The organism is Stenotrophomonas sp. 96582_Sma (genome assembly GCF_056480905.1).
Map to the genome: position 1 here is coordinate 2,110,791 of NZ_CM151122.1, position 21,483 is coordinate 2,132,273.

Sequence of the window (21,483 nt, forward strand, 5' to 3'; positions counted from 1 at the left end):
GTCACGTTTGTGGCCGATCCTTTGCGAGGCAAGGGCTGGCGGGTTGCCGGTCCTGTTCAGGGTGGAAGTATGCCCGGGGAAGTATGTATAATTTGTGCATACTCTGGAGGGCCTACCGATGGAAGCCACTGTTGCAGAACGCGGACAGATCACCCTGCCCAAGGCGGTGCGTGATGCCCTCGGCCTGACCAAGGGCACGCTGCTGAAGGTCGAGCTGGACGGCAGCCGCATCATCCTGCGCAAGAGTGTTGACGATGCCATTTCACGGGCGCGCGGCAAGTTCGCGCTGGACGGTTTCGAATCGTCCGACGCAGCGGTACGTGCGGTGCGTGACGAGGAATAAGCCGTGATGATCGCCGTCGACTCTCCGGTGCTGGTCGAGCTGCTCAGCAATGGCCCGCAGGCCGATGCCGTGGAAGCCATCCTCAGGCAGAGCCTGGTCGGTGGCCGCGTGGTGGTCTGCGGCGCGACCCTGGCCGAGGTCTGCGCATCGCTGCGTGGCGGTGCCGAGGTGCTCGAAGCGCTGGAAGAAATGGGCGTGCACTTCAACCCGATGGAAGCCAAGTCGGCGCTGCGCGCCGGCGAGATGCACCGCCGCCACCGCCAGCGCAGCGGCAGCCGCCGCAGCCTGGACGAATTCATGGTCGGCGCCCACGCACTGCTGCAGTGCGATGGCCTGATCACCTGGAACGACACGTTTTACCGCGACTACTTCAAGGGCCTGAAGCTGATCGTGCCGCAAGCCTGAGCCCATTTTGTTTTCTCAACCTACGCATTACCCGGGAGTTGTCATGTTGGAAGCCTACCGCCACCACGTCGCCGAGCGCGCTGCGCTTGGCATCCCGCCGCTGCCGCTGAGCGCGCAGCAGACGGCCGATGTCATCGAACTGCTGAAGAACCCGCCGCAGGGCGAGGCCGAGTTCCTGCTCGACCTGCTGACCCACCGCGTGCCGGCCGGCGTCGATGACGCGGCCAAGGTCAAGGCCTCGTACCTGGCGGCGATCGCCCTGGGCAGCGAGCAGAACCCGCTGATCAGCCGTGAGCGCGCCACCGAACTGCTGGGCACCATGCTCGGCGGTTACAACGTCGCCCCGCTGGTGCAGCTGCTGGACGATGCCAGCGTCGGCACCATCGCCGCCAACGGTCTGAAGAAGACCCTGCTGGTGTTCGATGCCTTCCATGACGTGCAGGAAAAGGCCAAGGCCGGCAATGCCAACGCCCAGTCCGTGCTGCAGAGCTGGGCCGACGCCGAGTGGTTCACCAGCAACCCGGAAGTGCCGCAGAGCCTGACCGTCACCGTGTTCAAGGTGCCGGGCGAAACCAACACCGACGACCTGTCGCCGGCGCCGGACGCGACCACCCGCCCGGACATCCCGATGCACGCCCTGGCGATGCTGAAGAACAAGCGCGACGACGCGCCGTTCACCCCGGAAGAAGACGGCAAGCGCGGCCCGATCCAGCAGATCCTCGACCTGAAGGACAAGGGTCACCTGGTCGCCTACGTTGGCGACGTGGTCGGCACCGGTTCCTCGCGCAAGTCGGCCACCAACAGCGTGCTGTGGTGGACCGGTGATGACATTCCGTTCATCCCGAACAAGCGCGCCGGTGGCGTCTGCCTGGGTTCGAAGATCGCCCCGATCTTCTACAACACCATGGAAGATGCCGGTGCACTGCCGATCGAGCTGGACGTGTCGAAGATGGAGCACGGCGATGTGGTCGAGCTGCGTCCGTACGAAGGCAAGGCGCTGAAGAACGGTGAAGTGATCGCCGAGTTCCAGGTCAAGTCCGAAGTGCTGTTCGACGAAGTGCGCGCCGGTGGCCGCATTCCGCTGATCATCGGCCGTGGCCTGACCGGCAAGGCACGCGAAGCGCTGGGCCTGGCCCCGACCGACCTGTTCCGCCTGCCGGTGCAGCCGGTCGATACCGGCAAGGGCTTCTCGCTGGCGCAGAAGATGGTTGGCCGCGCCTGTGGCCTGCCGGAAGGCCAGGGCATGCGCCCGGGCACCTATTGCGAACCGAAGATGACCTCGGTCGGCTCGCAGGACACCACTGGCCCGATGACCCGTGACGAGCTGAAGGACCTGGCCTGCCTGGGCTTCTCGGCCGACCTGGTGATGCAGTCGTTCTGCCACACCGCCGCTTACCCGAAGCCGGTGGACGTGAAGACCCACCACACCCTGCCGGAGTTCATCTCCACCCGTGGCGGCGTCTCGCTGCGTCCGGGCGACGGCGTGATCCACAGCTGGCTCAACCGCATGCTGCTGCCGGACACCGTCGGCACCGGTGGTGACTCGCACACCCGTTTCCCGGTGGGCATTTCGTTCCCGGCCGGTTCGGGCCTGGTTGCCTTCGCCGCTGCCACCGGCGTGATGCCGCTGGACATGCCGGAGTCGGTGCTGGTGCGCTTCAAGGGCAAGATGCAGCCGGGCGTGACCCTGCGTGACCTGGTCAACGCGATTCCGCTGTACGCGATCAAGTCGGGCCTGCTGACCGTGGCCAAGGCTGGCAAGAAGAACATCTTCTCCGGTCGCATCCTGGAAATCGAAGGCCTGCCGGAGCTGAAGGTCGAACAGGCGTTCGAACTGTCCGACGCCTCGGCCGAGCGTTCGGCGGCCGGTTGCTCGGTGCGCCTGAACAAGGAGCCGATCATCGAGTACCTCAACAGCAACATCACCCTGCTGAAGTGGATGATCGCCGAGGGTTACCAGGACCCGCGTTCGCTGCAGCGCCGTATCGAGAAGATGGAAGCGTGGCTGGCCAACCCGGAGCTGCTGGAGCCGGATGCCGACGCCGAGTACGCCGCTGTCATTGAGATCGACCTGGCCGACATCCATGAGCCGATCGTGGCCTGCCCGAACGACCCGGACGACGTGAAGACCCTGTCCGAAGTGGCCGGCGCCAAGATCGACGAAGTGTTCATCGGTTCGTGCATGACCAACATCGGTCACTTCCGTGCGGCTGCCAAGCTGCTGGAAGGCAAGCGTGACCTGCCGACCCGCCTGTGGGTGGCCCCGCCGACCAAGATGGATGCCTCGGAGCTGACCAAGGAAGGCGTGTACGGCACCTTCGGCGCCACCGGTGCACGCATGGAAATGCCGGGCTGCTCGCTGTGCATGGGCAACCAGGCGCAGATCCGCGAAGGTTCCACCGCGATGTCGACCTCGACCCGCAACTTCCCGAACCGCCTGGGCCGCAACACCAACGTGTACCTGGGTTCGGCGGAACTGGCGGCGATCTGCTCGCGTCTGGGCCGCATCCCGACCAAGGAGGAGTACATGGCGGACATCGGCGTGATCAACGCCAATGGTGCGGAGATCTACCGCTACATGAACTTCGACCAGATCGAGGAATACCAGGACGTGGCCAAGACGGTCGCCGCCTGATGCGGTAACGAAAAGCCCCCGGCTCGCGCCGGGGGTTTTTTTGTGGGCCGACGACGCATGGTAGTGCCGGCCGCTGGCCGGCAACCCGTTGAAACGAAGAAGCCCCGGTGAAAGCCAGGGTTTTTTTTGTTGCCTGATGGCCTGTAGCACCGAGTCCATGCTTGGCTGCTGTTCGCGCCATGCGCGATGAGTCGAGCGTGGCTCGACTCTACAACGGCATCCACGCATGGCGTGGATCTACTGCAAGCGGAGTCCTTGAGCCGGGGCGCGCAATCAGCCGCGCGCCAGCGCCAGCAACCGTTCCGCAATCCGTTCCAGCGGCACCTGTTCCTCGGCGGCGCCGAGCTTGAACGCGGCACCGGGCATGCCCCAGACCACGCTGCTGGCCTCGTCCTGCACCAGCGTCGGGGCGCCGGCCTGACGCATCTCTAGCAGGCCGCGTGCACCGTCATCGCCCATGCCGGTGAGAATGGCACCGATGGCGTTGCCGCCGGCGTTCTGCGCGACCGAGCGGAACAGCACATCCACCGCGGGCTTGTGCCGGTTCACGGCCGGGCCGTCGTCGACCCGGCAGCGCCAGCGCGCACCGTCGCGGATGATCCGCAGATGCTTGCCACCCGGTGGCAGGTAGGCGTGGCCGGGCAGCACCGCTTCACCGTCGCTGGCCTCACGCACTGCCATGGCGGAATGGCGATCCAGTCGTTCGGCGAAAGCCGTGCTGAAGCTGGCCGGCAGGTGCTGGGTCATCACCACGGCCGGACCGTCGGCGGGCATGCCTTCCAGCACTACACGCAGGGCCTCGGTGCCACCGGCCGATGAGCCGATCGCGATCAGCCGGTCGGTGGTGCGGAACTGGGGCGTGGCGGGACGCGTCGCTGGGGAGGCGTCCAGCAGGAGCTTCGGTGCGGCAGCGCGCACCAGCGGGCGAACGCGCGAACGCGCCGCCATCTTCACTTTGGCGATGATCTCGTCGGCGTAGCCCTGCAGGCCCCGCGCAACGTCCAGCTTCGGCTTGGAGACGAAATCCACCGCGCCCAGCGCCAACGCCTGCAGGGTAGTGTCGGCGCCGCGTTCGGTCAGCGAGGAGATCATCACCACCGGCAGCGGGTGCAGGCGCATCAGGTTTTCCAGGAACGCCAGCCCGTCCATGCGCGGCATTTCCACGTCCAGCGTGATCACGTCCGGGGCCAGGCGCTTGATCTTCTCGCGTGCCAGCAGCGGGTCGGCGGCGGTGCCGACCACGTCGATGGACGGATCGCTGGACAGGATCTCGGTGAGCATCTGGCGCACGACGGCGGAGTCGTCGACGATCAGGACCCGGCAGGGGGCGTTGCCGGTCAGGGTCATTCGAACAGCTCCACGCCACCGGTGACCGGAGCCTTGGACAGGCGTGCACGCACGGCCGATTCGGTCGCAGCCACTTCGGCTTCATGGGCATGCGGCAGACGCTGCACCACCACGCGGCCGGTATCGGCGAAGAACCAGATCTTGCGCGGATGGATGCCGCACAGGTCTTCGGCGATGATCGGAATGTGCTCGGCCTGCAGGTACTGGCGCACGAACTCGGCGTTGCGGGTGCCGACCGGATTGCTGGTGAACCCCTTGAGCACGTTGGCGCCGCCGAACACCTTGGCCTCGATGCGCTTGCGGTGCGCGCCGCGCTTGAGCATGTCGTTGATCAGCAGTTCCATCGCGTAGCTGCCGTAGCGCGCGGGTGCGCCATCGCCGGCGTTGCCTTCGGGCAGCAGGAAGTGGTTCATGCCGCCGATCTTCAGCACCGGGTCGCGCAGGCAGGCGGCCACGCAGGAGCCGAGTGTAGTGGTCAGCGCGGTGGTGTCGTCGACCACCAGGTACTGGGTCGGCAGCAGCTTGGCCGCAATGGTCTTGAAGCGCGCGTCCTGGTAACGCATCACATCATCGGTACGCAGCGATGCGTTCATGCGCCGGCCTTTGCCGCACGGCGGTACAGGGTGCGTCCGCAGGGCTGGATCAGGTCGGCGGCGTGCAGGTAGTTCTCCGAGTGGCCGGTGTAGAGCAGGCCATCGTCGGACAGGTGCTGCACCAGCCGGCCCAGGATCGCGCGCTGGGTCGGCTTGTCGAAGTAGATCATCACGTTGCGGCAGAACAGCGCATCGAACGGGCCACCGACGTCGTAGCGCGGCGCGAGCAGGTTCAGCGGACGGAACTCGATCAGCTCGCGCAGTGCCGGCAGCACGCGGCACTGGCCCTCGTTGGGGCCGCTGCCGCGCTGGAAGTAGCGGCGGCGCAGGTCCGGGTCGAGGCTGGTGACGCGGTCGATGTTGTAGACGCCACGGCCGGCCGTGGCCAGCACCTGGGTATCGACGTCGGTGGCGATGATGCGTACCGGTGGCTTCAGGGTGCCGAAGGCTTCGCAGGCGGTGATCGCCATCGAGTAGGGCTCTTCGCCGGTGGAGGCGGCGCACGACCACAGCAGCAGCGGCGTGCGGCTGGAGCGCTGCTGCAGCTCCTCGCGCAGCTTGTCGAAGTGGTGCGGCTCACGGAAGAACGAGGTCAGGTTGGTGGTCAGTGCGTTGGTGAACGCCTGCCACTCGTCACCGTCTTCCTGCTCCAGATGGTCCAGATACTGCTGGAAGCTGCGCATGCCCAGCGTGCGCAGGCGGCGCGACAGGCGGCCATAGACCATGTCGCGTTTTGCCGGGGCGAGGGCGATGCCCACGCGCTGGTAGATCAGGTCGCAGACGCGGCGGAAATCACGGTCGGCGAACTCGAATTCGCGCGGGCCGGTGACGATGGGAGTAGGACTTTGCACGGGGGACGTGTCCATCGGCAGAGGCGGCGGCCGAAGCCGCCGCGGGTGGGTCTCAGAATTCCTGCCAGTCGCTGTCGCTGGCGACGAAGGTGCTGGCGTTGCTGCTGCGGCGGACCGGTGCTGGCGTCGGAGCCGGCCGCGGACGCGCCACGGCGGCGGCAACATGCGCCGGCTCGACACGCGCGGCCACTGCCTTCATCGCGGCCGAGACCTGGTTGTCCAGGCGGAAGATCGCCACGGCGTCGGCCAGCTGGCCAGCCTGTTCTTCCATCGCACGTGCGGCGGCGGTGGCTTCTTCCACCAGCGCAGCATTCTGCTGGGTGGTTTCGTCCATCTGCACCACGGTCTGGTTGACCTGCTCGATGCCAGCCGACTGCTCCTGCGAAGCCGCGGAGATCTCGGCCATGATGTCGGTCACGCGCTGCACCGAGGCGACGATCTCGCCCATGGTGCTACCGGCCTGGTGCACAAGGCTGGAGCCTTCGGCGACCTTGCCGACCGAATCATCGATCAGGCCCTTGATCTCCTTGGCCGCGGCGGCCGAGCGCTGGGCGAGGGTACGCACTTCGCTGGCGACCACGGCGAAGCCGCGGCCCTGTTCGCCGGCACGTGCGGCTTCCACTGCGGCGTTCAGCGCCAGGATGTTGGTCTGGAAGGCGATGCCGTCGATGACCGAGATGATCTCGGCGATCTTCTTCGACGAAGCTTCGATGGCCGACATGGTGTTGACCACCTGGCCGACCACGCTGCCGCCTTGGGAAGCAACACCCTGCGCGCCGATCGCCAGCTGATTGGCCTGGCGGGCGTGCTCGGCGTTCTGGCGCACGGTGGAGGTCAGTTCCTCCATTGACGCGGCGGTTTCTTCCAGATTGGCGGCCTGCTGCTCGGTACGGCGCGACAGGTCACTGTTGCCCGAGGCGATCTCACCGGCGGCCAGGGTGATGCTGCCGGCGCTGGCCTGGATCTGGCCGACGATCTGGGTCAGCTGGGTGACGGTGGTGTTGGCGTCGTCCCGCATGCGTGCGAACACGCCCTGGTAGTCGCCGTGCATGCGCGCGGTCAGGTCGCCTTCGGCGATGGCCGACAGCAGCTGCGAGAGCTTGCCGAGGTTGTCATCGCTGACCGCCATCATCGCGTTGAGGTTTTCCAGCATCAGGCGGAAATCGTGATCGAAGCGCTGCGCGTCGCCACGGCGGCTGAAGTCGCCTGCGGCGGCGGCACTGGCCAGCTGCTTGATCTCGGCGTTGATGCGGCCGAGGTTGGCCTTGACCGTGTCGACGGTGGTGGTCATCGCGGCCTTCTCGCCGGGGTAGCGCGCGACGTCGCGGCTCAGATCGCCCACCGCGTACTGCTGCACCACGTCCAGCACATCGTGCAGGGTCTGCACGTGGCCGCCGACCAGGGCATTGGTTTCCTGCACCATCAGCCCGTACTCGCCGGGGAAGGCGCTGGCATCGATGCGGTAGCTCAGTTCGCCGCCGTCGTGGCGACGCGCCATCTCGCGCTGGCCGCTGATCACCGCGTGCAGCTGCTGCTGCATGCCCGACATGGCGTCCAGCAGGCGGCCGGTCTCGTCATGCGGCTGCGGGCCGATGTGGCTGTCCAGCTTGCCGCGGGCGATACCCTCGGCGACGGCCGTTGCCTGCTTCAGCGGTACGGCGATGCGGTTGCCGATGAGCCAGCTCAGGGCCAGCACGATCAGTACCAGCACGCCACCGGAGACGGCCATGATGGCGGTGAACACCAGTGCCTGCTTCTGCACGTCGTCCATGTAGACGCCACTGCTGACCACCCAGTTCCAGGGCGCGAACAGGCCGGCGTAAGCCACCTTCTCGACCTCGCCCTTGCTGCCGGGCTTGGCCCAGCGGTAGTTGACGAAGCCGCCACCGGCCTTGGCTGCTTCCACCTGGTCGTAGTAGATGCGCACGCCGTCGTCGGTGCGGAAATCCTTCATGTCCTTGCCGACCAGGTCCTTGCGGAACGGGTGCATCAGCAGGCGGTAGCCGGTGTCGTAGATGTTGAAGTAGTAGGCATCGTTATCGGCGCGCATCACTTCCAGCGCCTGCAGGGCGGCGGCCTTGGCAGCGTCTTCGCTGAGCTCGCCGGTACCGGCCAGGCGATGGTAGTGCTGGAGGATGCCGTAGCTGAGTTCGACCTGGGTCTTCAGCGCGGTCTTGCGGGTCTCGGTCAGGTCGAGGTACTGCATGCGGGCGGCGATCACCGAGAGCGCGATCACGCCAAGCGCGATGAGCAGCGTCAGCAGGTTGAGCTTGCGCCGGACGGAGAGGTTGCTGAAGTAGTGTTGCCAGCGATGCATGAGATTCATCGAGCAGGACCAGGTCGAAGCGGGCGGGCGGCGCCGTGCCGGTCACAGCGGGACAAGCGGTGACAACCCCGTTATCGGCCGCGCGGGCGGGGGATTGAGGTGCGGTGTCCGAACGTATTCAGGTTTCCTTGCAGCGGCGGCTGCGGCGCTGCCTGCGGCAGGCTTTTGAAGCAACAGCAACAGCAACAGCAACAGCAACGGCGGTTGGTCGGCTCTGAATTTTCAGTGGGTGGCTGGATCGGGGTAGGCTGGCGGGACACGCCGTAAACCCGTCCTTGGGGGCTCGATGGCGCCATCCATGGCGCCAACGGTCCCGCCAGCCCACCCCGACCCAGCCCTCTCGGCATTCCTGTGACGGACGGCAAGAGCGTTGGCTTTCCAAGTGGGAAGAGGGGGCAGATCCGTTTTCCTGCGGAAAGCGAATCTGAACCCGGAAGCGGTGCTGTTGCTCTTGCTCTTCTTTCTTCAATCCGGGGTGGACGCGCACGGAAACTGTCCGTGGCCGGGAGGGTGGGCTGCGCAGGGGCGTGAGCCGCATGGATGCGGCGACCGAGCTTACATGGACGTACTTGCAGCGGCCCCTGCGCAGCCCACCCTCCCGGCCAACCCTCAGTAGCCACGCGCCTACCGCGACCCCCCCGAGGGGCTTCGCCGTTGGCTGGATATCCAGATACCCCGTAAACAAAAACGCCCCAGCGCAGGGCCAGGGCGTTCTCGTACATCAGGTCAGGCAGGCATCAGAATTCCTGCCAGTCTCCATCGGCCAGTTCGGTGGCCATGGGGCGACCACCGGCGGTGCGGCGGGCCGGCGGGGCGACCGGGGCCGGTGCGGCCGGTGCGGCAGCACGCGGGACCGGGGCAGCGGCGATGCGCGGGGCAACCACGGTCTCGGCTTCATCCACCACGAAGATCGACACGGCCTCGCTGAGGTGACCGGCCTGTTCTTCCATTGCGCGTGCGGCGGCGGTGGCTTCTTCCACCAGCGCGGCGTTCTGCTGGGTGGTTTCGTCCATCTGCACCACGGTCTGGTTGACCTGCTCGATGCCAGCACTCTGTTCCTGCGAAGCCGCAGAGATCTCGGCCATGATGTCAGTCACGCGCTGCACCGAGGCGACGATCTCGCCCATGGTGGCGCCGGCCTTGTGCACCAGTGCCGAGCCGTCGTTGACCTTGCCGACCGAATCATCGATCAGGCCCTTGATCTCCTTGGCCGCGGCGGCCGAGCGCTGGGCGAGGGTACGCACTTCGCTGGCGACCACGGCAAAGCCACGGCCCTGTTCGCCGGCGCGTGCGGCTTCCACCGCGGCGTTCAGCGCCAGGATGTTGGTCTGGAAGGCGATCCCGTCGATGACCGAAATGATCTCCGAGATCTTCTTCGACGAAGCCTGGATGGCCGACATGGTGGTGACCACCTGGCCGACCACTTCACCGCCCTGCGAGGCGACGCCATGCGCGCCGATGGCGAGCTGATTGGCCTGGCGGGCGTGTTCGGCGTTCTGGCGCACGGTGGAGGTCAGCTCCTCCATCGAGGCGGCGGTTTCTTCCAGGTTGGCGGCCTGCTGCTCGGTGCGGCGCGACAGGTCACTGTTGCCCGAGGCGATCTCGCCGGCGGCCGAGCTGATCGCGCGGCTGGACTGCTTGATGCGGGTGACGATCTCGCTCAGCTGCGCGGCGGTCGCGTTGGCGTCGTCGCGCATACGGGCGAACACGCCCTGGTAGTCGCCGTGCATGCGCACGGTCAGGTCACCCTGCGACAGCGCGGCGAGCAGGCCGGAGATCTGTTCGATGCTGCCGGCGTTGGCATCCAGCAGGCCGTTGATCTGCTGGGCCAGCTGCAGGAAGAAGCCTTCCTTGTCGGTGGCATCGATGCGGCCGGACAGGTCGCCAGCGGCGGCCTGGGCGATCACGCGGGCCACTTCGGCTTCCACCTGCGCTTCCTGGGTGCGGTCGCGCCATTCCACCACGTAGCCGACGGTGTCGCCGCCTTCATTGCGGATGGTGGAAACCACCTGGGCGAACTGGGCATCGCCGTACTGCATCGGGCGACGGGCGACGCCGTGTGCCTTCAGGTTGCCCAGCAGGGTCTGGTCCATCTCGCCGCGATGCTCCAGCACGGTGACCGGCTTGCCGATCAGCGAGGCCTGCGCGTCGAAGTCCGGCAGGTCACGGCGCACGTCGTCCTGGTACTGGCTCAGGGTCTGTTGCAGGGCGCGATTGGTGTAGACGATGGTATTGCTGGTGTCGGTCAGGTACACGCCGGTGGAGCTGTAGTCCAGCGCGGTGCGGATGCGCAGGTTCTCGCGGGCGATGGCCTGGTCGGTTTCGGTGCGCTCGCGCAGGTCGCGCTGCATGCGCTGCATCGCCTGCATCAGTTCGCCCACTTCGTCCTGGCGGCTGACGTCGATGTGGCCATCGAGCTTGCCGCCGGCCACATCGTTGGCAACCGAGACGGCGCCGCGCACGCTGCCGACCAGGGCACGGGCAAACAGCCAGACCAGCACCAGGCCGAGTGCGGCGCCGCCCAGCAGGGCGATCACGGTCAGCACGGCCGAGGCGGAGTAGGTGGATTCGGCCTCTTCGCGCGAGGCGCGGGCGAGGCGGTTGTCTTCGGCGATCAGCGCTTCCAGCGCCGAAGCGGCCTTGCGGTGCTTGGTGCGGGTCTCGCCGACGAAGGTATCGATGGCGTCGTCCGGCAGGTCCAGTTCCAGCATCTCGGTGACGCTGTCATAGGAGGCCAGGGCATCCTTCCACTCCTTGGCGAAGGTGTCGAACAGCTTCTTCTGCTGTGCGTTGTCGACCAGCTTCGGATAGTCCTTGATCGACTTGTCCATGCTGGTACGCAGCTCGACGGTCTGCTTGCGTGCATCAGCCTTGACGTCGTCACTGGCGCGGATCAGCTGCTGATAGGCGGCGTTGCGGTATTCACCCAGCATGCCGCGCATCTCGCCGGCCATGCGGATGCTCTCCATGCGAGAACCCGCCAGCTCGGTGGTGACGTTGTTCAGCGAGTGCAGGCCGCGATAGGCGACGATACCCTGCAGCAGCATCACCAGCAGGAGGACACCGAAGGTCAGCAGCAGCTTCGGCATCAGTTTCAGGTTGTTGATCCACGGCATGGGCGTTGCGAGCTCCTAAGGCAGACGCGCCCGGGCATCGGGCCCGGTTGCAGCAGAAACCACGCCGGCACCAGGTCCGGCGTGGTTCGACGGACAGCGGATTACTTGATGTTTGCCAGCTTCAGGCCGGCCGGCGAGCTGACTTCGATTTCGGCGCGCGAGGCGTCGCGCTGGATCTTGCCGATCACGCAGACGGTCTTGCCTTCCAGGGTTTCCAGCGGGAAGGAGAACTTGCCGCGGTTCTCGCCAGCGATGCGGGCCGAGAAGGTGTGGCGCGGGAAGGCGCCGCCCATGTACAGGAAGGTCGGCTGGCCTTCGGAACCTTCTGCATAGCGGGCCTTCTCGACCTTGCCGCAGACCATGCCGTCCTTGCCGACCGAGCGCGGTGCCAGTTCCGGCGGGATCATGTCGGCCGACTGGGCGAACGCGGCGGAAGCAGTGGTGGCCAGGACAGCGGCCGAAACGAACGCAAGCAGGGACTTCATCGAGGTGTATCTCCGGGGATGGTGATGGTCGTTCCGGTTCTGCGCGCTCCTGCGCGACCGGCTTCTGTCCCCCTATCGGCACTGCCGGAGGGAACTGAAGGGGTTTGTGACCAGAACGTGAAGCAGGTCCGTTCGATCAGGCAGCGGCGTCTTCAACGACGCTGGCCTGGCCCATGTCGGCGCTGTCCAGCAGAGTCTCGATGTCGAGCAGGATCAGCATGCGGTCGTCCTGCGTGCCGATGCCGGAGATGAAGCGGGTATCGACGGCGGCGCCGAATTCAGGGGTCGGGCGGATCTGCTCGGCCGACAGCGGGATCACGTCCGAGACGCTGTCGACGACGATGCCGACCACGCGGTCATCGACGTTCAGCACGATCATCACGGTGAAGGCGTCGTAGCGGGCATCGTCCAGGCGCAGCTTCAGGCGCAGGTCGATCACCGGAACGATGGTGCCGCGCAGGTTGATCACGCCCTTGATGTAGTCCGGTGCATCCGGGACCCGGGTCACCGCGTCATAGCCGCGGATTTCCTGGACCTTGAGGATGTCCACGCCGTAGTGCTCGGCACCGAGGGTGAAGCTGAGGAATTCGCCACCGGCGCTGGCGGCGGAGCTGGTCTTGTCGTTCATCGAGGGGTCCTGGTTCTGCCGGAAGTCCCGGTGTCAGGCTCGATATCGGCCCCTCGTCGGGGGACTTTAGGTGCCGGGGAAGACATCCACGCATGGCGTGGATCTACCGGGGAAGATGGGGGCATCCACGCATGGCGTGGATCTACACGGGAAGCGCTAGTGCCGGGCGCTGGCCGGCAACCTGGCAACAATGTGGATGCGGCCATTGCCGGCCAGCGGCCGGCACTACCGGTCGGGAGGCCTTACAGCTCGCCGTTGCGGCGCGCCTTGCGCTGGCGGTCGATGCGGAAGATGTAGCGCTGGATGGCACTGTCGGCGCCACGCGGCAGGATGTCGAAGCGCATGCCCACGCGCTTGATCTCGATGCCATTGGGTTGGCGCTGCGGCAGCAGGTTGCAGACGACCAGCTCGATCTCCAGGTCGGGGCCGTCGGGCAGCGACAGCATCGCCGGGTAGCGCTTCTGCAGGCTGAACACCGCGCAGTCGGTAGGCACGGCCACCGCCAGGCCGCCGCCACTGATGTCCACCACCCGCATCGACAGCGCTTCGGCACGGCTCTCGCCGGCGGGGATCAGCAGCTGGGGTGAATCGGTGACTGGCGTCTCCAGCCGGTACATCTCACGTCGCTGCAGATGGACCAGTTCGTCCGGCAGAGGGGCACGGAAGGCGACGTGGCCGTCGTTGTCCACACGTTGCAGTGCCTGCAGACGGAACCGCACCAGCACGCGTTCGAGCTGGGCAAAGCACAGCAGATGGTCGGCCTGTTCGGCGGCGCGGTTGGACGCCTCCTGCGGGCTGCCATCGAGCAGCAGGGTGTCGTCGTCCTCGTCGAGCTCAAGCAGCGCGGTCGGGAACGAGCGGTCGCGGCCGTCGATATGCGCATTGATCAGTGATCGCTGGTCGATCAACGATCGCAGCAGCTGCCGCAGCTGGCGCGGATTACGGACCAGGAAACGTTCGTCAGCGGCATCAGCCGCGTGGACATCATGCACTGCAGTGTCGTTGCCGTCGGACATGGAATCTACGGTCAGGGGCGGGCGCCAGCACGCGTTGGCGCGAGGCTCGATGGGGATATCGGCCACTGTGCCCGATTATGAAGTGAGAATTGCATCACTTTCCATGCGTCAGGGGTCGGATCCCTTTCCCGAAGGAAAGGGATCCGACCCCGGGTACATCAGAACTCCTGCCAGTCGCCGTCTGCGGCCAGCGCCGGCTGGGCCGTCGCCGTGCGCAGCGTACGCGCCGGGACCGGCTTTGCGGCCGGTGCGGCGGCTGCGACCTGGCGCGGCACCGGTGCCGCCAGCGGGCGTGCCGGGATGGCCGTCGTGCCCTGTGATGCCAGCCGGAAGCGGGCCACGGCTTCACCCAGCTGCACGGCCTGGTCTTCCATTGCACGTGCGGCAGCGGTGGCTTCTTCCACCAGCGCAGCATTCTGCTGGGTGGTCTCGTCCATCTGCACCACGGTCTGGTTGACCTGCTCGATGCCGGCACTCTGTTCCTGCGACGCTGCGGAGATCTCGGCCATGATGTCGGTCACGCGCTGCACCGAGGCGACGATCTCGCCCATGGTGCTGCCGGCCTGGTGCACCAGGCTGGAACCTTCGGCGACCTTGCCGACGGAGTCGTCGATCAGGCCCTTGATCTCCTTGGCGGCCGCAGCCGAGCGCTGGGCGAGGGTGCGCACTTCGCTGGCGACCACGGCGAAGCCACGGCCCTGTTCACCTGCGCGGGCAGCTTCCACTGCAGCATTCAACGCCAGGATGTTGGTCTGGAAGGCGATTCCGTCGATGACCGAGATGATCTCAGCGATCTTCTTCGACGAGGCTTCGATGGCCGACATGGTGGTGACCACCTGGCCGACCACTTCACCGCCCTGCGAGGCGACGCCATGTGCGCCGATGGCGAGCTGGTTGGCCTGGCGGGCGTGCTCGGCGTTCTGGCGCACGGTGGAGGTCAGCTCCTCCATCGACGCGGCGGTTTCTTCCAGATTGGCGGCCTGCTGCTCGGTGCGGCGCGACAGATCGCTGTTGCCCGACGCGATCTCGCCAGCGGCGAGGGTGATGCTGGACGCGCTGGCCTGGATCTGGCCGACGATCTGCGTCAGCTGCGCGACGGTGGTGTTGGCGTCGTCACGCATGCGTGCGAACACGCCGTTGAACTGGCCGTCCATGCGCGCGGTCAGGTCGCCGGCGGCGATCGACTGCAGCAGCTGCGAGAGCTGGCCGAGGTTGCCGTCGGCCACCTGCATCATGCTGTTGAGCTGCTCGATCATCACGCGGAAATCGTGATTGAAACGCTGCGCATCACCGCGCTGGCTGAAGTCGCCGGCTGCGGCGGCCGAGGCCAGCTGCTGGATCTGCGTGTTGATGGCCAGCAGGCTGGCCTTGGCCGCATCCATCGACTCGTGCAGGATCGCGCGGCTGCCGGGCAGGCGGCGTGCGTCCGGGGTGAGGTTGCCGGTGGCGTACTGGTTGAGCACGTCGATGGCATCGCGGATCGCGTCGAGATGTTCGAAAATGACCGTGTTGATACCGCTGGCCAGCTGCCCATAGACGCCCGGGAAGTCTTCCGGAATGCGGTGGCTGATGTCCGGACCGGCGTGCATCTGCGCCATCAGCTGGGTCTGCTCGGAGAAGCGGCGCAGCATCGCGGTCATTTCGGTAGTGGCGGCCAGCATCTTGCCGGCTTCGTCCTTGCTGGTGGCCTGGGTGCTGACGCTGAGATCGCCACGGGCAACGGCCTGGATCGCGTGCACGGCCTTGCCGAGCGGGCCGGTGACGGCGCGCGAGATGACCGTCGCCAGCGCGGCCGCCACTAGCGACAGCAGCACGATGCAGCCGATGATGGCGATCATGCTGGCGCGGTGGGTGGCATTTGCATCGGCGATCTTGGCATCCATCAGGCCGGCGATATGGGTGCCGAGGGTCTTCATCGCAGCGAACAGGTCACGGCGGGCCGGGCGCGACTGTTCGTCGGAGATCTGCCGCGCCAAGGTGCCGTCGCCTGCCGCGACGGCTTCGCGCATGGCCTTGTTGGCAGCGAAGTAGCGGTCCAGCTGCACGTTTGCCGCAGCGTACAGCTCGCGCTCCTTGGCCAGGGCTGGCAGTGCCGAGTAGGCGGCCAGTTCGTCATGTACGGCCTTGGCGGTGTCGTCCATGCGCTTGTAGTAGTCGGCCACCTTGTCAGGCTGGTCGAGCATGCTCAACAGAGCCAGCTCGTAGGTGCGGAACTCGCCGAGTTGCGAGCGCGCCTCGCCGAGATGCTGCACCGAGGGAATATCGTTGCTGGCCATCTCGCCCAGTTGCTTGTTGGCCTCGTTGAGCCGCAGCAGTGCGAATGCGCCGAGGACGAGGGTCATCAAGGTGGTGAGGGTGAACCCCACGGCCAGCTTGCGGGCGATGGGCAGATCGTGGAACCACTTCATGCAGGGTGCTCCAGGTGGGCAGGGCGCCGGCGTCGTTGCGTCGGCTGGGGGGGGGGGTGCAGAGCGAACGGTGGTGCCCGGTGGGGGTTCGGTGACGGCCGTCAAAGCGAAATAGCGGCGCAGTTCGGATGGACTTTATGGACGCAGATCACATTCGGTTGCGTAGGGATGACGTCGCGAAAGTGGTGCCATGACAGGGCTTTCGCTTGAACGGCAAGGTTGCGCCCGAAACCTTCGTGCAGACGGAGTTCACGGTATGCCTGGCGAAGCGAGCGCGGTCAGATCGTGGCCGTGCGCGCAAACGAAAACCGCCGCCCCGAAGGGCGGCGGCTCAGTGCACGCATTCAACGTGGATCAGGCGGCCTGCGGCATCCGCAGCGAACGCACCAGACCGCCGATGTCGACGATCAGGGCCACGCGGCCATCGCCAAGGATGGTGGCACCGGATACCCCGCCGATGCGGCGGTAGTTGTTCTCGATGTTCTTCACCACCACCTGCTGCTGACCGACCAGCTCGTCCACTTCCAGCGCAATCTTCTGGCCATCACCTTCAACCACCACCACCAGCGATTCGCTGCCCGGTGCGCGGTTGCCGTAGCCGTAGTACTCGCTCAGCGACAGGATCGGCAGATACTCGCCACGCACGCGCAGCACGCGGCCTTCGCCGGCCATGCTGCGGATGTCCTCGGCCTGCGGCTGCAGGGCCTCAAGCACATAAGCCAGCGGCAGGATCAGGGTTTCACCGGCCACCGCCACGGTCATGCCGTCGAGGATGGCCAGGGTCAGCGGCAGGCGGATCAGCGTGCGGGTGCCAGCGCCGAGGCTGCTTTCGATCTGGACCTCGCCCCCCAGCGCCTGGATGTTGCGGCGGACCACGTCCATGCCAACGCCACGGCCGGACAGGTCGGTGACTGCATCGGCGGTGGAGAAACCCGGCTGGAAAATCAGGTCCCAGACCTGCGAATCGGTCGGGTTGTCCGGCACCGCCAGGCCGCGTTCGGTGGCCTTGGCCAGGATCTTGGCGCGGTCCAGGCCGCGGCCGTCGTCGCTGACTTCGATGACGATATGGCCGCCCTGATGCGAGGCTGCCAGGGTGATCGTGCCGGTCTCGTCCTTGCCCGCACCGCGACGCACGTCGGGCATTTCCAGACCGTGGTCGATCGAGTTGCGCACCAGGTGCACCAGCGGATCGGCGATCTTTTCGATCAGGCCCTTGTCCAGTTCGGTGCCTTCGCCGACGGTGCGCAGGCGGACCTGCTTGCCGAGACGGCTGGACAGGTCGCGGACCAGGCGCGGGAAGCGGCGGAACACCGCATCGACCGGCAGCATGCGCACGCCGATCACCGCTTCCTGCAGATCGCGGGTGTTGCGTTCAAGCTGGTCCAGGCCGGCGAACAGGCTCTCGGCGTGGACCGGGTCCAGCGCGTGCGAGACCTGCTTGAGCATGGCCTGGGTGATGACCAGTTCGCCGACCAGGTTGATCAGCGCATCGACCTTGTCGACGCTGACCCGGATCGAGGTTTCGGCTTCCTGGCCGCCAGCGCTGCTGGCAGCGGCGGCGGGTGCCGCCGGTACAACGGCAGCCGGTGTGGAAGGGGCGGGTGTGGCGGGTGCCTCGGTGGCCAGGCTCGGCGGCGCAGCCGGACGGATGTCCAGTTCGCAGTCGTCCAGCACCCAGGCGAAGGTGTCTTCGATCTTGCTGCGCGGCACCTTGCCGACCAGGCCGAGATCCCACGCCAGGTGGGCCTCCAGCGGGTCGAGCTGGGCGAAGCCGGGCAGGCGTTCCATGCGCGCGGCGACCTGCAGCGAACCGAGATGTTCCAGTTCGCGGATGATGCGCAGCGGGTCGTTGCCGCTCATGAACAGCGATGGCGCCGGGGTGAAACCGATCTGCCAGGCTTCCGGCGTATCGTCCACCTTGGCTGCGGCGGCCGCGGGGGCGCTCGCTGCGGCCTCCCCGGAAAGAACCGCCTCCAGGCGCGCCTTCACCGCAGCAACTGCGGCGGGATCGGCGGCCTGGCCGTGTTCGGCTTCGCGCAGCAGGGCGCGCAGCACGTCCACCGAGGACAGCATGGCGTCGACGGCGTGGCCTTCCAGCGCCCGCTTGCCGGCACGCAGCTCATCGAGCAGCGTTTCCAGCACATGGGTCAGGCCGGCGATCGCATCGAAGCCGAAGGTGCCGGCGCCGCCCTTGATCGAGTGGGCGGCGCGGAACACCGAATTGATGATCTCCGCGTCCTGCTGCCCCGATTCCAGGGCCAGCAGGCCAGCCTCCATCGCGTCGAGGCCTTCGCGGCTCTCCTCGAAGAAGGTGGCGTGGAAGCGTTGCAGGTCCATGCTCATGGCAGTGGTGGTCCAGAAGCGAAGAAGGGGAGCGGTGGCGGGCGATCAGCCCAGCACTTTCTGCACGGTGGCGACCAGCTGTTCCGGATTGAACGGCTTGACCAGCCAGCCGGTGGCACCGGCGGCCTTGCCTTCGGACTTCTTGTCGGCGGCCGATTCGGTGGTCAGCATCAGCAGCGGCGTGAACTTGTAGTCCGGCAGCTGGCGCAGTTCGCGGATCAGCGCGATGCCGTCCATGTTCGGCATGTTGACGTCGGTGACCACCGCATTGAAGCGCTGGCCCTTGGCGCGACCGAGCGCGACCGCGCCGTCTTCAGCTTCTTCGACGGCAAAACCGGCCGAGGTGAGGGCGAAGGACACCATCTGGCGCATTGACGCCGAATCGTCCACCACCAAGATACGTGCGCTCATGCAGCGTTCTCCACAGATTTCAGGTTGTCATGGGTTACGTCCAGGCCCAGGGCCTGGGTGACGCCCAGCAGGCGCGCGGCGTCACGGAAGGTTGCAGTGCAACCGTGGAAGCCGGTGCCGAGGCCTGCCTCGCGGCGGGCCTGCACGAACGCACACAGCACCTGCACGGCGGCCGTGTGGATGCGGGCGACCTGGCTGGCATCCAGGGTCAGCTCGCCTGCCTGCGCCACCAGCGGGGCGAGGCGGTTCTTGAGCTCGGTGGTGCTCTCGATGCCGAGATCCCCACCCAGTTCGACAGTGCTCATCGTTGCTCCGGACAAACGGTTCCGTGATCCATAACGGCACCCCGGCGGGGTTCTTTAGGGGAATCGACGCGGTGCGTCGATGCGGTCGCTGTTGAAAAGGGGACGGAGGGGATTAAGTCGCAACTGGCTCGGCGCTTTGCGCCGATGCGGTGCCTGTCGGGGACGCAAGGCGTTGATCCGTTGGATCAACACCTTACGTCCCCACTGCGTGGTCGCCGTTGCCGAGGGTGGCTGCGGAAGAGCCTGGTCGATTGCGACTTAATCCCCTCCGTCCCCTTTTTTTCCGCTCAACTCAGCAACCGGGTGGCATCCAGCAGGATCATCGGGCGCTGGCTGACCCGGGCGACGCCACGGAACAGGTCGTTGGAGATCTGGCAGATGCGCGCGGTATCGGGCGGTTCGATCTGCGAATCGGTGAGGTTGGCGACATCTTCCACTGCCGACACGCGCAGGCCGATGGTCTCGCCGTCTTCCTCCAGCACCACGATGCGGGTCTGTGAGTCGTCTTCGGCGGCTGCGGCGCCCAGGTGCAGGCCGAGGTCCATCACCGGTACCACCTGGCCACGCAGGTTCATGATGCCCAGCATGGCCGGCGCAGTGCCGCGCAAGGGCAGCAGCGGCACTGGCAGCACCACTTCCTGCACTTTCAGCAGTTCCAGTGCATAGGCCTGGGTGCCGCAGCGCAGGCGCAGCCAGCGCGAGGTGCGCTCGCCGGCGCGTCGGTTCTGTGGATGCGGGCTGCTGGCGGGCCGATGTGCCTGTGCCTGCAGCTCCTGCCAGCTGCTCGGGCGGTTGCCTGCTGGCGCGTCCACGGCCACGCGCGGGGGCGGCGCGGCATCGGTGCGTGCAACTGGAGCGGGTGCTGCGACCACGGCCGCTGGTGGCGCAGGAACGTCCTCGCCGCCGGCTGCGGCCTCGAACGCGGCCTCCAGGCCGGGGCTGTCGGTGTGGGCGAGTCGATGGCTGTCGGCCGGATCGGTCTCGTAGATCACTTCGTCCGGCAGGTCGTCCCATGTAGGTTCCGGGCCGGACTTGGCGGTGGCGGGAGCAGTGGCCGTTTCGTGGATCACCTCGTCAGGTAGGTCATCCCAGGTCGGTTCGCGCGCGGGGGCGGCGACAGGCATTGCGGCGGCCTCGAAGGCGGCCTCCAGTGCTGCGTCGTCCTCTGCCGCGGCAGCAGCAACAGTCTCCGTTTCGTAGATCACTTCGGCGGGCAGATCGTCCCAAGTGGGCTCGCGCTCAGCCGTTGCGGCCGCCTCGAAGGCGGCTTCGAGTGCGGCGTTGTCGACGGCAGGCGCAGCGGCGACGGTCTCGGTTTCGTAGATCACCTCGGCCGGCAGGTCATCCCAGGTCGGCTCGCGTTCGGCGTCGGCTGCAATTGCTGGGCACGCTTCGTCGCTCGCCGGCGGCGGTGCAGCCGGTGGTGCCGCGGCGATCGCTTCGCCCAGCAGTTCGTCCAGGTAGTCGTCCAGTACACCGGTGCTGTTCATGCGGCCTGCTCCAGAGCACGGGCATCCTCGCCGAGGATCCAGTTCAGCGCGCGGCGATAGGCGGCCAGGCCGCGACCCGGGTAATCCTCACCAACGCTCGGCAGGGCCAGGCCGGCGGCGTTGCTGATGCGGGTGTCGATCGGAATCGCGTCTTCCCACACACGGGTGCCGTGACGATCCTGCATCGTGCGCAGCGACTCGTTGCCGGCGCGGGTGCGGCGGTCGAACAGGGTCGGCAGGATCGAGATCGGCAGCGGGCGGCGGCGCGAGCGTTCGACCATCTCGCCGGTGCGGACCATGCCATCCAGGCCATGCAGGGCCAGCGGCTCGGCCTGGGTGGGGATGATCAGGCGATCGGCGGCGGCCAGCGCATTGATCATCAATAGGCCGAGGGTGGGCGCGCAGTCCAGCAGGATGTAGTCGTGCTGGCCCTGGTGGCGCGCAAGCGCATTCTGCAGCGCCAGGCCAAGGCCAGGCTGGTTGGCGCTGCGGCGTTCCAGCGTGGCCAGCGCGGACTGTGCGCAGACATAGTCCAGGCCATGGATGCTGCTTGCATGGCACAGGCTGGAAAGATCGGCGGGCGGGGCGCCGAACAGCTCCAGCACGCCAGCCGGCGGCGGGTCCACCGGTACGCCGAACGCGCGGCTGAGCGAGGCATGCGGATCGAGGTCGATCAGCAGCACGCGATGGCCAAGTACGGCCAGTCCGCGGCCGAGGGCGAGGGTGGTGGTGGTCTTGCCGACTCCGCCCTTCTGGTTGGCGACTGCCCAGATGCGCATCG

The 21,483-nt window shown here is 66.8% G+C and carries 17 protein-coding genes; 3 read left to right on the forward strand and 14 right to left on the reverse strand.

The window, feature by feature from the left end:
* The first annotated feature begins 118 nt into the window (after positions 1 to 118).
* From ACZK2R_RS09805 to acnB, 3 genes are read left to right on the forward strand one after another with little or no spacing between them, the layout of a single operon-like run.
* The gene (locus tag ACZK2R_RS09805; protein ID WP_005409505.1) at positions 119 to 343 is read left to right on the forward strand and encodes an AbrB/MazE/SpoVT family DNA-binding domain-containing protein; all 225 of its coding nucleotides are present in this window, start codon (positions 119 to 121) and stop codon (positions 341 to 343) included.
* A gap of 6 nt (positions 344 to 349) precedes the next feature.
* Positions 350 to 748, forward strand: a complete 399-nt coding sequence (locus ACZK2R_RS09810) for a type II toxin-antitoxin system VapC family toxin (protein ID WP_008267153.1) — start codon at positions 350 to 352, stop codon at positions 746 to 748.
* 43 nt (positions 749 to 791) lie between these two features.
* A complete protein-coding gene (acnB, locus tag ACZK2R_RS09815; RefSeq protein WP_032129839.1) occupies positions 792 to 3,383 on the forward strand; it encodes a bifunctional aconitate hydratase 2/2-methylisocitrate dehydratase in 2,592 nt (863 codons plus the stop codon).
* Positions 3,384 to 3,656: 273 nt separating this feature from the next.
* On the opposite strand, the gene ACZK2R_RS09820 is transcribed toward acnB, so the two are convergent.
* The 14 genes from ACZK2R_RS09820 to ACZK2R_RS09885 all read right to left on the reverse strand — a co-directional run bounded on the left by ACZK2R_RS09820 (position 3,657) and on the right by ACZK2R_RS09885 (position 21,481).
* A complete protein-coding gene (locus ACZK2R_RS09820; protein ID WP_125895860.1) occupies positions 3,657 to 4,730 on the reverse strand; it encodes a protein-glutamate methylesterase/protein-glutamine glutaminase in 1,074 nt (357 codons plus the stop codon).
* Complete coding sequence (gene cheD, locus ACZK2R_RS09825; protein ID WP_008264676.1) at positions 4,727 to 5,323, reverse strand: chemoreceptor glutamine deamidase CheD; 597 nt, start codon at positions 5,321 to 5,323, stop codon at positions 4,727 to 4,729. The genes ACZK2R_RS09820 and cheD overlap by 4 nt, the downstream gene beginning before the upstream one ends.
* On the reverse strand, positions 5,320 to 6,189 hold the full coding sequence (locus tag ACZK2R_RS09830; protein ID WP_050509861.1) for a CheR family methyltransferase: 870 nt from the start codon (positions 6,187 to 6,189) through the stop codon (positions 5,320 to 5,322). Before ACZK2R_RS09830 ends, cheD begins: the two co-directional genes overlap by 4 nt.
* Positions 6,190 to 6,226: 37 nt before the next feature.
* Positions 6,227 to 8,500, reverse strand: a complete 2,274-nt coding sequence (locus ACZK2R_RS09835) for a methyl-accepting chemotaxis protein (protein ID WP_180837605.1) — start codon at positions 8,498 to 8,500, stop codon at positions 6,227 to 6,229.
* A gap of 737 nt (positions 8,501 to 9,237) precedes the next feature.
* A complete protein-coding gene (locus tag ACZK2R_RS09840; RefSeq protein ID WP_125895427.1) occupies positions 9,238 to 11,616 on the reverse strand; it encodes a methyl-accepting chemotaxis protein in 2,379 nt (792 codons plus the stop codon).
* A gap of 101 nt (positions 11,617 to 11,717) precedes the next feature.
* Positions 11,718 to 12,101: a hypothetical protein gene (locus ACZK2R_RS09845; protein WP_010482470.1), complete on the reverse strand. Its 384-nt coding sequence runs from the start codon at positions 12,099 to 12,101 to the stop codon at positions 11,718 to 11,720.
* Positions 12,102 to 12,237: 136 nt separating this feature from the next.
* Positions 12,238 to 12,729 carry a chemotaxis protein CheW gene (locus ACZK2R_RS09850; RefSeq protein ID WP_049401162.1) on the reverse strand — a complete coding sequence of 164 codons (492 nt, stop codon included), beginning with the start codon at positions 12,727 to 12,729 and terminating at the stop codon, positions 12,238 to 12,240.
* Positions 12,730 to 12,971: 242 nt separating this feature from the next.
* Positions 12,972 to 13,745 (reverse strand): flagellar brake protein, encoded by a 774-nt coding sequence (locus ACZK2R_RS09855; protein WP_032129226.1) that lies wholly within the window; start codon positions 13,743 to 13,745, stop codon positions 12,972 to 12,974.
* Between the two features lie 158 nt (positions 13,746 to 13,903).
* Entirely contained in the window at positions 13,904 to 16,153 is a 2,250-nt protein-coding gene (locus tag ACZK2R_RS09860) for a methyl-accepting chemotaxis protein (RefSeq protein WP_478487979.1), read from the reverse strand.
* 354 nt (positions 16,154 to 16,507) lie between these two features.
* Positions 16,508 to 18,496 carry a chemotaxis protein CheA gene (locus tag ACZK2R_RS09865; RefSeq protein WP_032129224.1) on the reverse strand — a complete coding sequence of 663 codons (1,989 nt, stop codon included), beginning with the start codon at positions 18,494 to 18,496 and terminating at the stop codon, positions 16,508 to 16,510.
* A 45-nt stretch (positions 18,497 to 18,541) separates the two neighbouring features.
* Entirely contained in the window at positions 18,542 to 18,907 is a 366-nt protein-coding gene (locus ACZK2R_RS09870; RefSeq protein ID WP_005409521.1) for a response regulator, read from the reverse strand.
* Positions 18,904 to 19,212 (reverse strand): STAS domain-containing protein, encoded by a 309-nt coding sequence (locus tag ACZK2R_RS09875; RefSeq protein WP_014037092.1) that lies wholly within the window; start codon positions 19,210 to 19,212, stop codon positions 18,904 to 18,906. Before ACZK2R_RS09875 ends, ACZK2R_RS09870 begins: the two co-directional genes overlap by 4 nt.
* Before the next feature lie 287 nt (positions 19,213 to 19,499).
* Positions 19,500 to 20,702, reverse strand: a complete 1,203-nt coding sequence (locus ACZK2R_RS09880) for a chemotaxis protein CheW (protein ID WP_180837602.1) — start codon at positions 20,700 to 20,702, stop codon at positions 19,500 to 19,502.
* A complete protein-coding gene (locus ACZK2R_RS09885; protein WP_180837601.1) occupies positions 20,699 to 21,481 on the reverse strand; it encodes a ParA family protein in 783 nt (260 codons plus the stop codon). Before ACZK2R_RS09885 ends, ACZK2R_RS09880 begins: the two co-directional genes overlap by 4 nt.
* Positions 21,482 to 21,483: the final 2 nt, after the last annotated feature.